At 70.4% G+C, this 13692-nt stretch carries 12 protein-coding genes; 3 read left to right on the forward strand and 9 right to left on the reverse strand.

What is annotated here, in order from left to right:
• Nucleotides 1-45: 45 nt before the first annotated feature.
• From IE260_RS13425 to IE260_RS13460, 8 genes are all read right to left on the reverse strand, one after another.
• A complete protein-coding gene (locus tag IE260_RS13425) occupies nucleotides 46-1674 on the reverse strand; it encodes a pyridoxal phosphate-dependent aminotransferase (RefSeq protein ID WP_189871323.1) in 1629 nt (542 codons plus the stop codon).
• Between the two features lie 150 nt (nucleotides 1675-1824).
• Nucleotides 1825-2973: an aldose epimerase family protein gene (locus tag IE260_RS13430; RefSeq protein WP_189871325.1), complete on the reverse strand. Its 1149-nt coding sequence runs from the start codon at nucleotides 2971-2973 to the stop codon at nucleotides 1825-1827.
• A gap of 55 nt (nucleotides 2974-3028) precedes the next feature.
• A complete protein-coding gene (mmsB, locus tag IE260_RS13435; RefSeq protein ID WP_189871327.1) occupies nucleotides 3029-4273 on the reverse strand; it encodes a multiple monosaccharide ABC transporter permease in 1245 nt (414 codons plus the stop codon).
• Complete coding sequence (gene mmsA / locus IE260_RS13440; RefSeq protein ID WP_189871329.1) at nucleotides 4270-5820, reverse strand: multiple monosaccharide ABC transporter ATP-binding protein; 1551 nt, start codon at nucleotides 5818-5820, stop codon at nucleotides 4270-4272. The genes mmsB and mmsA overlap by 4 nt, the downstream gene beginning before the upstream one ends.
• 32 nt (nucleotides 5821-5852) lie before the next feature.
• Nucleotides 5853-6965, reverse strand: a complete 1113-nt coding sequence (gene chvE / locus IE260_RS13445) for a multiple monosaccharide ABC transporter substrate-binding protein (protein WP_189871331.1) — start codon at nucleotides 6963-6965, stop codon at nucleotides 5853-5855.
• Nucleotides 6966-7061: 96 nt separating this feature from the next.
• Complete coding sequence (locus IE260_RS13450; protein WP_189871333.1) at nucleotides 7062-8030, reverse strand: hypothetical protein; 969 nt, start codon at nucleotides 8028-8030, stop codon at nucleotides 7062-7064.
• A gap of 114 nt (nucleotides 8031-8144) precedes the next feature.
• A complete protein-coding gene (locus IE260_RS13455; RefSeq protein ID WP_189871335.1) occupies nucleotides 8145-9149 on the reverse strand; it encodes a zinc-dependent alcohol dehydrogenase in 1005 nt (334 codons plus the stop codon).
• Complete coding sequence (locus IE260_RS13460) at nucleotides 9146-10312, reverse strand: mandelate racemase/muconate lactonizing enzyme family protein (RefSeq protein WP_189871337.1); 1167 nt, start codon at nucleotides 10310-10312, stop codon at nucleotides 9146-9148. Before IE260_RS13460 ends, IE260_RS13455 begins: the two co-directional genes overlap by 4 nt.
• A gap of 204 nt (nucleotides 10313-10516) precedes the next feature.
• Between IE260_RS13460 and IE260_RS13465 the strand changes: the two genes are divergently transcribed.
• Entirely contained in the window at nucleotides 10517-11332 is an 816-nt protein-coding gene (locus IE260_RS13465; RefSeq protein ID WP_189871339.1) for an SCO2400 family protein, read from the forward strand.
• 224 nt (nucleotides 11333-11556) lie between these two features.
• Here IE260_RS13465 and IE260_RS13470 read toward each other — a convergent pair whose 3' ends face one another.
• A complete protein-coding gene (locus IE260_RS13470) occupies nucleotides 11557-11997 on the reverse strand; it encodes a MarR family winged helix-turn-helix transcriptional regulator (RefSeq protein WP_189871341.1) in 441 nt (146 codons plus the stop codon).
• Nucleotides 11998-12107: 110 nt separating this feature from the next.
• Between IE260_RS13470 and IE260_RS13475 the strand changes: the two genes are divergently transcribed.
• Complete coding sequence (locus IE260_RS13475; protein WP_189871343.1) at nucleotides 12108-13130, forward strand: NADP-dependent oxidoreductase; 1023 nt, start codon at nucleotides 12108-12110, stop codon at nucleotides 13128-13130.
• 116 nt (nucleotides 13131-13246) lie between these two features.
• Entirely contained in the window at nucleotides 13247-13675 is a 429-nt protein-coding gene (locus tag IE260_RS13480; RefSeq protein WP_189871345.1) for an organic hydroperoxide resistance protein, read from the forward strand.
• The last annotated feature ends 17 nt before the right edge of the window (nucleotides 13676-13692 follow it).

The raw sequence follows: 13692 nt of genomic DNA on the forward strand, positions 1-13692 counted from the left end.
CCTGTGGCACCGGATGTTCTCCGGCCGTTCGCCGTGCCCCGGTGCTCACCCGGTGCGGTCCATGCCCGCCGCGTCCGGCCAGCTCGGCGGTCCCGGCCGGCCCGCCGCCGGGACCGACTCCAGGCCGTTGGTGCCCCTGACCTGGGCGGCGGTGAGACCGCCGCGGGCGGGCACGCCGGGCGGGGTCGGGCCGGCCGGCACGGGCGCCGGTACCCGGGCCACGGCGGCCGGCGGCTGGGCGGCCGGGACCGGCATCGGCTGCGGGACGAGTGGGGGGACGGGCTGCGCGACGGGCCAGGGAGCCGGCTGAGGGGCCGCCGGCACCGGCATCCCGCCGACGGACGCCGCCGGGGCGGCGGGCACGGCGGCGGGGAGCGGCATGCCGGTGCCGACGGCGGGGGCGGCGGCGGGCCCCGGGGCGCCGGCACCGGCGGTCCGGGCGGCGATCCCGCGCAGGCCGGCCCCGTTGGTCCGGCTCACCAGGCGGTCCACCGCCGCCGTGCCCGAGCTGTAGCTGGTCCCTGTAGCAGGCTCGGACACGGCGGCTCCCCTCCTGGACCCGTAGAGCACCTGCTCCAGGCCGGACACCAGGCGACGCACGTCGACCTGGGGGCGCACCACGAGACGCAGGAAGCGACTGGAGGAACCGATCTTGTTGCCGCACTCGCGGACCAGGACCCGGTGCTCGGTGAGCAGCCGGTCCCGCACCACGGTGCCTTCGGCGCCCACGGGCAGGCGTACGAAGAGGAAGTTGCCCTGGGAGGGGTAGACGGTCAGGCCGGGCAGCGCCGACAGCAGGCTCGCCATCTCCAGCCGGTCGCGGCGGACCTGGAGCAGGCTCTGCGCGTACTCGGCGCCGTGGTCGCGCAGCATGAACACCACGTGCTCCGCGAAGGAGTTGAGGTTCCACTTGGGCAGCATCGCGCGGATCCGGCCCGCGAGCGCCGGGCCCGCGACGAGGTAGCCGAAGCGGATGCCGTGCAGGCCGAAGTTCTTGCCGAGGCTGCGCAGGACGATGACGTTGGGGCGGAGCATGGCCTCCTGCACGACGGACGGTTCGGTCTCGGCGTCGGCGAACTCCAGGAACGACTCGTCGATGACGACCAGGTCCAGGTCGGCCATCGCGTCCATGAACTGCACCACGGCGTGCTTGTACAGGAAGCCGCCGTCGGGATTGTTCGGGTTGCAGATGACGGCGGCCCGGGTGCCCCGCGCCCGGATGAACTCGGCGTACTGGGCCAGGTCGAGGGCGAAGCCGCCGGACTCCTGGAGCGGGAACATGTCGACCCGCTTGCCGGTCTCCATGGGCTGGTCGGTCCAGCGGCCGAAGGTGGGGACGGGGACGGCGAGGGACTCGCGGACCATCAGGTGGTCGATCCAGGTGATCAGCTCGGTGGACCCGTTGCCCATCGCCACGCACTGCGGCGGCAGTTGCAGCAGTCCGCACAGTTCCGCGGTGATGGTGTCGGCGCCGCTCGGGTAGTACGTGACGATGTCGCGCAGCCGGCCCGCCATCTCGTCGAACATCGCCGGGGTGGGGAAGTACGGGTTGCAGGGGATGCAGAAGTCCACCGGGCCCGCGCCCGCCTCGAGGCCGCTCTCCCGCGTCAGCGCCGCCATCGACGGGCTGTGCGCCGCGGTGCTGCGGAACAGCGAGGTGACGTTGCCGGTCAAGGGAACCTCCGTTGCTGGGTGGCCCGTGCGGTGGGAGCACGGGCCGCCCATGGGTACGGAGGCGGGAGTGACGCCGTTCAACTCATGTGAAAGAAATGTGCCGCCCGGACAGCCGCACACGGCTCACATGACGCTGTACGACTCATACGCTCACACGCCGAACGAGTGCACCGTCGTCGTCCGGTAGGTCTGCCCCGGCCGCAGCACGGTCGACGGGAACGACGGCTGGTTCGGCGAGTCGGGGAAGTGCTGGGTCTCCAGGCACAGGGCGTCGCCCTGGCGGTAGGTCCGGCCGCCGGTGCCGGTCAGGGTGCCGTCGAGGAAGTTGCCGGAGTAGAACTGCAGGCCGGGCTGGTCGGTGGCGATCTTCAGGGTGCGGCCGGAGGACGGGTCGCGCAGGGTGGCGATGTGCTCGGGGCGGTCGGTGATGCCCTTGTCGAGGACCCAGTTGTGGTCGAATCCCTTGGCGGTGATCAGCTGCGGGTGGGCCGCCCGGATGTCCCGGCCGATCGGCTTGGCCCGGCGGAAGTCGAACGGGGTGCCCGCGGTCTTCGCCAGCTCGCCCGTGGGGATCAGCCCCGCGTCCGTGGGCGTGTACCGGGAGGCGGCGATCGACAGCTCGTGGTCCTCGATCGTGCCGCTGCCCTCGCCGGCCAGGTTCCAGTAGACGTGGCTGGTCAGGTTGACGACGGTGGCCTTGTCGGTGGTGGCCTCGTAGTCGATGCGCCAGTCGCCGTCGCGGGTGAGCGTGTACGTCACCTTCGCCTTCAGCGTGCCCGGGTAACCCATCTCGCCGTCGACGCTGGTGTAGTGCAGGACCAGGCCCACGTCGGAGCCCCCGGCGAACGGCTCGACGTCCCACACCCGTTTGTCGAAGCCCTGGGCGCCGCCGTGCAGGGTGTTCTCGCCGTCGTTGACGGAGAGCTGGTACGCCTTGCCGTCCAGGGTGAAGCGGCCCTTGTCGATGCGGTTGCCGTAGCGGCCGATCAACGCGCCCATGTACGGGCTGGAGGCCACGTAGTCGTCGAGGTCGTCGAAGCCCAGGGAGACGTTCGCGTAGCGGCCCCGGCGGTCGGGGAGCTCCAGGGACTGCACGACCCCGCCGTAGGACAGGACCTTCATGCGCGTGCCGCCGTTCTCCAGCGACCAGCGGTACACCTTCGTTCCGTCGGCGAGCTTGCCGAAGAGCTCCTTCACCGGCTTCCTGCCTCCCGTGGCGTGTGCCGTGCCGCCCACCGCGGTGGCGGCGACCCCGGCCGCGGCGGCACCTGCGATGACCGTGCGTCTGCTCAGTTCCATGCGGCTCTCCTGTAAAGGAATCGGGCCCCGCCTTCGACGGCGGGGCCCGAGCTGACTACGAACCGACCTTGCGCTTGTTCCACACGTCGAACCCGACCGCCGCCAGCAGCACCAGGCCCTTGATGACCTGCTGCCAGTCGGTGCCGATGCCGACGAGGTTCATACCGTTGTTCAGCACACCCAGGACCAGACCGCCGATGATCGCGCCGAGGACCGTGCCGACACCGCCGCTCATCGACGCGCCGCCGATGAACGAGGCGGCGATGGCCTCCAGCTCGAAGTTGAGGCCCGCCTTGGGCGAGGCCGCGTTGAAGCGGGCGGCGAAGACCAGGCCCGCAAGGGCCGCGAGCATGCCCATGTTCAGGAAGACCAGGAAGGTGACCTTCTTGTCCTTCACGCCCGACAGCTTGGCCGCGGGCAGGTTGCCGCCGATGGCGTAGATGTGGCGGCCGATGATCGCGTTGCGCATGACGTAGCCGAAGCCGACCAGCAGCACACCCAGGACCAGCAGCACGATCGGGGCGCCCTTGTAGCTGGCGAGCAGCAGCGTGACGGTCAGGACGGCGGCGACCAGCGCGACCAGCTTCAGCGCGAACAGCTTGGCCGGCAGCACCTCCAGCGCGAACTCCTGCTGCCGCCTGCGGTCGCGGACCTCCTGGAACACGACGAAGGCGATCAGCGCGAGGCCGAGCAACAGCGTCAGGTTGTGGTAGTTCGTCTCCGGGCCGACCTCGGGCAGGAACCCGTTGGCGACCTTCTGCAGGCCCTCCGGGAACGGGCCGAGGGTCTGGCCCTCCAGGAAGATCTCCGTCAGACCGCGGAAGATCAGCATGCCCGCGAGGGTCACGATGAACGACGGTATGCCGCCGTACGCGATGAAGAAGCCCTGCACGGCGCCCGCGACCGCGCCCATCGCCAGGCACAGCACCAGCGCCAGCGGCCAGGGCAGATCGTGTTTCACCATGAACACGGCGGCCATCGAGCCGATGAACGCCGTCAGCGAGCCGACCGACAGGTCGATGTGGCCCGCGATGATCACCAGCATCATGCCGATCGCCAGGATCAGGATGTAGCTGTTCTGCAGCACCAGGTTGGAGACGTTGCGCGGCAGCAGCAGGTCGCCGTCGGTCCACACGGCGAACAGCACCACGATCAGGCCGAGGGCGAACAGCATGCCGTACTGCCGCATGTTGCGGCGCATGCCGTCCAGCATCAGCTGGAGCAGGCCGTCGCCGCCGGCCGACCCGCCCTTGCCGGCCGGCGCGGGGGCCGGTGTCTTGGCGGTCACATCCGTGCTCATCGGGTTACCTCTTTGTCCTTCGTCATCTGACGCATCAGCGATTCCTGCGAGGCCTCGGCCCGCGAGAACTCACCGGTCAGCCTTCCTGCGGCCATGGTGTAGATGCGGTCGCACATGCCGAGCAGCTCCGGCAGCTCGGAGGAGATGAAGACGACCGCCTTGCCCTGGGCGGCCAGTTGGTCGATGACCGTGTAGATCTCGTACTTCGCGCCGACGTCGATGCCGCGCGTCGGCTCGTCCAGGATCAGCACGTCCGGACCCGCGAAGATCCACTTGCTGAGGACGACCTTCTGCTGGTTGCCGCCGGACAGCTTGCCCACCGGCTCGAAGACCGTCGGCGCCTTGATGTTCATGGACTTGCGGAAGCCCTCGGCGACCTGCCGCTCCCCGTGCTCGTCCACGACACCGCGCTTGGCGACCTTGCCGAGGGCGCTGAGCGAGATGTTGCGGTTGATGGTGTCGATGAGGTTCAGGCCGTAGTGCTTGCGGTCCTCGGTGACGTACGCGATCCCGTGCTTGACCGCCTCCGGGACGGTCTTCGTGCGGATCTCGTGGCCGTCCTTGAGGACGGTGCCGCCCGCGTACCGGCCGTAGGTGCGGCCGAAGACGCTCATCGCGAGCTCGGTGCGCCCGGCGCCCATCAGGCCCGCGATGCCCACGATCTCCCCGCGGCGCACCTGGAGGGAGACGCCGTCGACCACCTTGCGCTGCTGGTCGATCGGGTGGTGCACGGTCCAGTCGCGGATCTCCAGGGCGGGCGCGGCGCCCTCCTCCGGTTCGTGCGGTGTCCGCTCGGGGAAGCGGTGTTCCAGGTCGCGGCCGACCATCCCGCTGATGATCCGGTCCTCGGTGGTCCCGGGCGCCTTCACGTCCAGCGTCTCGATGGTCCGCCCGTCGCGCAGGATGGTCACCGAGTCGGCGACCCGGCGGATCTCGTTCAGCTTGTGGGAGATGATGATCGAGGTGATGCCCTGGTCCTTCAACTGCAGGATCAGGTTCAGGAGTTTGCCGCTGTCCTCGTCGTTGAGCGCCGCCGTCGGCTCGTCCAGGATGAGCAGCTTCACCTTCTTCGACAGCGCCTTGGCGATCTCCACCAGCTGCTGCTTGCCGACACCGATGTCGGCGACGCGGGTCTCGGGGTGCTCGTCGAGACCGACCCGGCGCAGCAGCTCGGTGGCGTGCCGAAGGGTGTCGTTCCAGTTGATGAAGCCGCGCGTGGCGTGCTCGTTGCCGAGGAAGATGTTCTCCGCGATGGAGAGGTAGGGCACCAGGGCCAGCTCCTGGTGGATGATCACGATGCCGTGCTGCTCACTGGCCCTGATGTCCTTGAACGCGCAGGGCCGCGACTCGAAGAGGATGTCGCCGTCGTACGTGCCGTGGGGATGGACCCCGGAGAGCACCTTCATCAGCGTCGACTTGCCGGCGCCGTTCTCCCCGCAGATGGCGTGGACCTCGCCCTGGCGGACGGTCAGGGTGACGTCCGACAGCGCCTTGACGCCGGGAAAGGTCTTGACGATCGAGCGCATTTCCAGGACGGGTCCCGCCATGGTCGTGCCTTCCAATCACTAGGGGCCGGCGGTTACTTGAGGTCGCTTTCCTTGATGTAGCCGGAGTCGACGACGACCTTCTGGTAGTTGGCCTTGTCGACGGCGACCGGCTCCAGCAGGTAGGCGGGCACGACCTTGGCACCGTTGTCGTAGGTCTTCTCGTCGTTGACCTCGGGCTTCTTGTCGTTGAGTAGCGCGTCGACCATGTTCGCGGACACCTTCGCCAGCTCGCGGGTGTCCTTGTAGACGGTCATGGACTGCTCGTCCGCGATGATCGACTTCACCGAGGCGACCTCGGCGTCCTGGCCGGTGACGATCGGCAGCGGCTTGCTCCCCGAGCCGTAGTCGTCCGACTTCAGCGCCGACAGGATGCCGATGGAGATGCCGTCGTAGGGCGAGAGGACGGCGTCGACGCGCTGGCTCTTGTAGGACGAGGTCAGGATGTCGTCCATGCGCTTCTGCGCGGTGCCGCCGTCCCAGCGCAGGGTCGTGACCTGGTTGAGGTCGGTCTGTCCGGACCGGACGACGAGCTGCTTCTTGTCGATGTAGGGCTTGAGGACGTTCATCGCGCCCTGGAAGAAGTAGCGGGTGTTGTTGTCGTCGTTCGAGCCGGCGAACAGCTCGATGTTGAACGGCCCCTTCTTGCTGCCGTCCTTCAGTCCGAGCTTGTCCAGGATGTAGGTGCCCTGGAGCTCGCCGACCTTCTCGTTGTCGAAGGAGGCGTAGTAGTCGACGTTCTCGGTGCCGAGGATGAGGCGGTCGTAGGAGATCACCGGGATGTCGGCGTCCTTGGCCTGCTGCATCACGTTGTTCAGCGACTTGTTGTCGATGGCCGCGACGATGAGCGCCTTGACCCCCTGCGTGATCAGGTTCTCGATCTGCGAGACCTGCTGGTCGGGGTCGTCCTCGCCGTAGACCAGCTTGGTCTTGTAGCCCTTGGACTCGAGCTCCCGCTTGACGTTGTTGCCGTCGGCGATCCAGCGCTCGGAGGACTTGGTCGGCATCGCGATGCCGATGGTGGCGCCCTCGGCGCCCGACTTGCCCTCCTCGCTGCCGCCCTCGCCGTCCTGGCCGCAGGCGGTCAGGGTCAGGGCGAGGGAGGCGGCGGTGGCTATGGCGGCGAGTGCGGCTCTGCGGTTGCGCATGGTCATCATCCTTGATGTGTGCGGAGAAGAACCGAGACGGGGTGTGTGGGATTGTGCGCGGTCGTGTGGTCTTTTGAGAAGAGGGTTTCCGGAACGTTATGACGAGATCTCGAACCGGTTGAGCGGCCCCGGCAGCCGCGAGCCGAGCGGGGCCATGTCGCCGTCCGCGCCGTGCCGCGCCAGCAGGTCAAGCGCCAGCCGCCCGCGCCGCACCCGCTCCTTGGCGGTGGCCAGTGTCAGTTCCCGCAGGTGGTGCCCGTACGGGTAGATCCCGGGCGCCTTGGACAGGCCGAACTTCAGGTACAGCGGGGCGCCGCGCCGGATCAGCTCGGCCACCTCGTACATGCGCACATAGCCCCCGAGGTCGTCCGGCGCCTCGATGTACATGTCCATCGGCGCGGCCGACACCCGCCGGATCTCGGTGAGGTGATCCGGAGTCAGGTCGCTGGGCACGTTGACCGAGTCGGCGCCGAGCCGCTCGTACACCGCGTACGAGGCCGGGTTGACGGGTCCGACGAGCGCCGAGACCTTGAGCGTGGTGTCGGCCGGGAGGAGACCGGCCGCCCGCGCCCGGTGCAGCGTCCACAGCACACCCTCGTCGGCGACCAGCAGGCACTTCACGCCCAGCTCGGTCGCCCGGACGGCGTCCTCGACGCATCCGGCGACCGCGTCGTGGCCGCGTGCCCTCAGGCCCGCGCCGCCCGAGTCGGTCCGGGTGGAGCCGCCGATGTCCCAGGTGCCGCGGGGGCCGGTGAACAGGCAGAGTTCGATGTCGCGTTCGGCGGTGGCCTCGACCATCTCGGTGATCTCCGCGTCGGTCAGCATCCACACACCGCTGCCCTGGCTGATCCGGTGAATCGGCACGTCCAGGCGCGAGGACTCCTTCAGCACCACCGCCAGCGCCTCGGGCCCCTCGCAGGAGGGGATCTCGGTGCGCCAGCGGCCGCCGCCGGGGAAGGAATGGGGCGAGGCGTCGGCGGGGTCGAGGGCGGGCGCGCCCAGGCCGAGTGCGGTGAGGGCCTGCTCACCGGGCCTGCGGGCTGCCGTGGCGGAAGCGTCGGTCACAAGCTGTCCTTCGTGTTCGATATGCCGGACAAGGTTCGCGGCTCGGGGTAGGGGAAGGCGGTGGTGGTACGCCGGTGCGAAGGGCCGTCAGGTCGCCCCCGTACCGGCGTACGTTCAGGGGCGCAGCAGGACCTTGCCCACCTTCGGGTCGCCGGACCCCACCAGCTCGATGGCGTGCGGGAACTCGGCGAGCGGCAGCTCGTGCGTCACCAGCGGCAGCGGGTCGAGCAGACCGGCCGCGAAGACGCGCACCGTGTGCGCCCACGCGGCGGGCGGTGCCCCGAAGACGGTGTGCACCTCCAGCTGCCGGACGACCAGGTCGGTCGGGTCGAGGCCGTCGGCGCCCGGCGCCGGGATACCCGTCAGGACCAGGCGCCCGCCGCGCCGGAGCAGCGCGGCGGCCGTGCGGGCGGCATCGGCGGACCCGGCGGTCTCGACGACGACGTCGAAGTCGTCGGGGAGGTCCTGGTCCTTGGTGCGGAAGCCGGTGGCGCCGAACCCTCGGGCCAGCGCCTCGCGGTCGTCGAGGGTGCCGACGACCAGCAGCTCGGCGGGGGAGCCGGCGCGCAGGAACTGCACCGCGAACATGCCGAGGGTCCCGGTGCCGACGACGGCGACCCGCTCGCCGGGGCGGGCGTTCGCCTTGAGCGCGGCGGCGGCGATGCAGGCGGCCGGCTCCAGGAGGGCGGCGGCGGTGAGGTCGGCATCGTCGGGGAGGGGGTGCAGGAGACGGGCCGGGAGCGTCAGCGTGGGGGCCATGGCGCCCGGCTGGGTGAACCCGGTCTCCTCGTACCCGGCTCCGCACAGGGTCGTCTCGCCCGCGTGACAGCGGTCGCAGACCTGGCAGTTGCGGAACCCCTCGCCGACGACCTTCCGGCCGGCGAGCGAGGGGGGCACACCGGCGCCGACCCGCTCCACGGTCCCGGACCACTCGTGTCCGGGGACGAGCGGGTAACGCACGTACCCCTCGGGCCGGTTGCCCTGGTGGACCTCGCGGTCGCTGCCGCAGATTCCGGCGGCGTGCACCCGTACCAGGGCCTCGCCGGGCCCGGGGTCGCGCGGCTCGTGCGGCACGAGCCGGTGGACGCCCGGCGCCTCGATGACGACCGCGGTGCTCAAGGCTGCGTCCCCTTCGGCTTGCGCTGTTCCCAGCCCTCGGCCCACAGGTCGAACCGGGCCTGCTGCTGGGGGAACTCGGCCGCCGCGTCGGTGTCCAGCTCGACGCCGAGGCCGGGGGCGTCGGAGAGGTGGAAGCAGCCGTCCTTGGGATCCACCTGCGGCGCGCCCTTGACGACCTTCTTGATCTCCGCGTCCGCGAAGTCGTTGAAGTGCTCCAGGATCTTGAAGTTCGGCGAGGTGAAGCCGACTTGGAGGGACGCGGCGGTGAGGACGGACCCGCCCACGTTGTGCGGGGCGACGAGCATGTAGTGGGTCTCGGCGGTCGCGGCCAGCTTGCGGGTCTCCCAGATGCCGCCGATGTGGCCGACGTCCGGCTGGATGATGTCCACCGACTGGTCCTCGAACAGCTCGCGGAACTCGATCCGGTCGTGGATGCGCTCGCCCGTGGCGACGGGCAGATCCACCTTCTCGGCCACCTTCCTGAGCGCCTTGAGGTTCTCCGGCGGGACCGGCTCCTCCAGCCAGGCCGGGTTGAAGGGCGCCATCTCCTTGGCGAGCCGGACGGCGGTGGCGGGGGAGAAGCGCCCGTGCATCTCCAGCATCAGCTCCGCCTCGGGACCGATGGCGTCCCGCACGGCCTCGATCAGCGACACGGCGTACAGGGTCTGCTCGTGGTCGAGTTCGAAGTGCCCGGTGCCGAACGGGTCGATCTTCAGTGCCCGGTACCCGCGCTCCACGACCCCCTGCGCGGCCTTGTGGTACGCCTCCGGAGTCCGCTCGGTCGTGTACCAGCCGTTGGCGTACGCCTTCACCTTGTCGGTGACCTTGCCGCCCAGCAACTGCCAGACCGGGACACCGAGGGCCTTGCCCTTGATGTCCCAGCAGGCCATCTCGACGACGGCGATGCCGGACATCACGATCTCGCCGGCGCGGCCGTAGTCGCCGTACTTCATGCGGCGCGCCAGGTCCTCGACGGCGAACGGGTCGGAACCGAGAATGTGGTTGGCCTCCGCCTCCCTCAGGTACCCGAGGAGGGCGTCGGTGTGCCCCAGCATCCGGGTCTCGCCGACTCCCGTGATCCCCTCGTCGGTGTGCACCTGGACGTACGTCAGGTTGCGCCACGGCGTCCCGACCACGTGCGTGCTGATTCCGGTGATGCGCACGGCAGTTGCCCTTCGCTGCGTTCGATATTTCGTCACTCGTTCGAAATGCTGGCGTGACAGTAAGGAGGCGGCGGTGGGGGTGTCAATGGGTCGGACACATAACGGTTTCAGGAGTTTCGCAACCTCGGACGCGGCGCTTCCCCACACAACATTCACAGCCGACTCTAGGAACGTAACCGACCCGGAACTTAGCCTTCCCGCGTCATGGACTACTGCCACCCGTGCCGCAGGCACCTCAACGGCGCCCTCGCCTGTCCGGGGTGCGGCGCACCTGCCGACCAGATACGCGCCCACGCGCACGAGGTGTACGCCGAGGAGGCGCACGGCCTCCACGAAAATCCGGACGGCACGGACGGCGAGCATGCCGGGGAGGCGGAGGAGGTCCCCCGGGGACGCGCCGCCCGGCGTCGTGAGCAGGCGCGCGACAGGCGCCGGTCCCGTGGGCCGGCCGGTCCCGATTCCGGTTCCGGCGCCGGTGCCGCCGAGGGCGACGCCGGCCGGCGCGACCGCAAGGCGGCGCTCCACCGCCGGCGCCGCCGCCGCACCTTGCTGATGACCGTCGGCTTCGTCCTCGCTGCCGGTGGTCTGAGCCTCGCCGAACTCGGCATCGACGCCCCCGGCTCGACGCCCTCCAGCCCGGCTGCGGCCGGGGGAAGGTCGTCGGAGGTCGACGAGGGCTCACCGGAGCCGGGCGCGACGGCGGTGCCCGTGAGCGACAGGACGGGGACCGCCGAGAGCGGCCCCTCCGCCTCCGCGGACCCGTCCGCCTCCGCCTCGGCCTCGCCGTCACCGTCGGCGACCGGATCCGCGCCGGCCCCGGACGGGACGGACAGGGACGCGCAGTCGGCCACGGCATCCGACGCGCCCCCGCCGGCCGCCACGGCCACGGCACCGGCCGCCCCGCCCCCCGCCCCGACCTCGGATCCGACGACGTCCGGCCCGACCCCCTCGGACCCGGAGCCGGACCCGGAACCGTCACCGTCGGAGACGTGCGACCGGTTCCTCTGGTGGTGCACCTAGGCCCGGCAGCACACCGCCGCCCCGGCATCCCGCCGGGACATCACCTACCTGACCGGCGGCGACGCGGTCGCGAAGGCCGCCTTCACGGTCGTACGGGCGACGCGCTCGGTGGCGCCCACGGCGCCGGCGCGCTCCTGACGGAAGGGGTCCGCCGCGTCTTCGCGGGCTTCATGGCCGACCTTCCGCCGGCCGGGCCGCGCCTGCGTCCGCCCATCGGGTGCCGCTCACTCGCCCAGCATCCGCCGCAACGCGTCCCGCAGCGCCAGCCGCTCCCCCTCCGACAACCCCGCCAGCGGCTCCCGGGCGAAGCGCAGGGACTCCCGCAGTCCGCGGGCCACGCGCCGGCCCTCCTCCGTGGCCGCCGCCACCTTCACCCGCCGGTCGGCGGGGTCCGGACGCCGTTCCACCAGGCCCCGCGCCTCCAGCCGGTCCACGATCCCGGTGACGTTCGACGGCTCGCACTTCAGCTTGTTCGCCAGCTTCCGCATCGGCAGCGGTTCCAGTGACAGCAGGCTGAGCAGCTTCGCCTGAGCGCCGGTCAGGGCCTGTTCCGCGGCTGCCTCCTCGTAGTCGGCGTGGAAGCGGGCCACGACCTCGCCGATGAGCTCGACGACTTCCAGGGTGAGCGCGTCGGGCCGACGGGCCGTGCCGTGTGGGGTGGACATGGAATCCAGGGTACCCATTTGTTTGACAAGCTGAAATGTTCAGGCGCATGGTTGTTTCAGGTACTGAAGTATCCGCAGCCGTGATGGGCTCGTGAGGAAAGGCGCCCCGCATGACCGACTCCCCCACCCTCCCCGCCGTCAACCGCGAATGGCACCTCGTCAGCCGACCGGTCGGCTGGCCGAAGCCCGAGGACTTCGCCCTGGTCGAGGCGGAGGTCCCCACTCCGGGTGAGGGCCAGGTGCTCGTACGCAACCTGTACGTCTCCGTGGATCCCTACATGCGCGGCCGCATGAGCGCCGCCAAGTCCTACGTGGCCCCCTACGAGCTGGGCAAGCCCATGCAGGGCGGCGCCGTCGGCGAGGTCGTCGCCTCCGGCGCCGAGGGGATCGCCGTCGGCGACCACGTCCTGCACTTCTTCGGCTGGCGCGAGTACGCCGTCCTGGACGCCGAGAACGCCGTCAAGGTGGACCCGCAGGCGGCGCCGCTGTCGACGTACCTGGGCGTGCTCGGCATGACCGGGCTCACCGCCTACGCCGGTCTGCTGCGCACGGCCGCCTTCAAGGAGGGCGACGCCGTGTTCGTCTCCGGGGCCGCCGGGGCCGTCGGCAGCCAGGTGGGCCAGCTCGCCAAGCTCAAGGGCGCCTCGCGGGTCATCGGGTCCGCCGGGTCGGACGAGAAGGTCAAGCTGCTCGTCGAGGAGTACGGGTTCGACGCCGCGTTCAACTACAAGGACGGGCCGGTGAGCGAGCAGCTGCGCGCCGCCGCCCCGGACGGCATCGACGTCTACTTCGACAACGTCGGCGGCGACCACCTGGAGGCCGCCATCGGGTCGCTGAACCGGGGCGGCCGCATCGCGATCTGCGGGATGATCTCCGTCTACAACAACACCGAGCCCGCCCCGGGCCCGAAGAACCTCGCCCGCCTCATCCAGACCCGCGGTCGCATCGAGGGCTTCCTCGTCGGCGACCACTACGACCTCCAGCCGCAGTTCGTCGAGGAGGTCGGCCCGTGGGTCCGCGACGGCCGGCTCAAGTACCGCGAGACCGTCGTCGAGGGCATCGAGAACAACCTGGAGGCGTTCCTGGGCGTCCTGCGCGGCGACAACATCGGCAAGATGGTCGTCAAGCTCTGAGAGGTCCCGGGCACGGGACAGGGGTTCTCCGATTTTCCGGCATGCGGTAGCTTCTTTCCGATATCCGTCGCGATCGTGGGCGCGAGTCGCGGCGGACCGAGGAGGAAGACAACCGCATGCCCAGCACCCCCATTCGACGTTCCGAGGTCCTGTACACCGCCGTCGCCACCGCCGAGAACGGCCGCGACGGGCGGGTGGCCACGGATGACGGCAAGCTCGACGTGGTCGTGAACCCGCCCAAGGAGATGGGCGGCAGCGGCGCCGGCACCAACCCGGAGCAGTTGTTCGCCGCCGGCTACAGCGCCTGCTTCCAGGGCGCGCTCGGTGTCGTCGCCCGCCAGGAGGGCGTCGACGTCTCCGGCTCGACCGTCACCGCCAAGGTCGGGATCGGCAAGAACGACGACGGCTTCGGGATCATCGTGGAGATCTCCGCCGAGATCCCGACGGTGGACGCCGCCACCGCCCGCTCGCTGGTGGAGAAGGCCCACCAGGTCTGCCCGTACTCGAAGGCGACCCGCGGCAACATCACCGTGACCCTCGCCTGACCGGGTTCGCCGCCCCC

The sequence above is a fragment of the Streptomyces viridiviolaceus genome (assembly GCF_014650995.1).
GTDB lineage: Bacteria > Actinomycetota > Actinomycetes > Streptomycetales > Streptomycetaceae > Streptomyces > Streptomyces viridiviolaceus.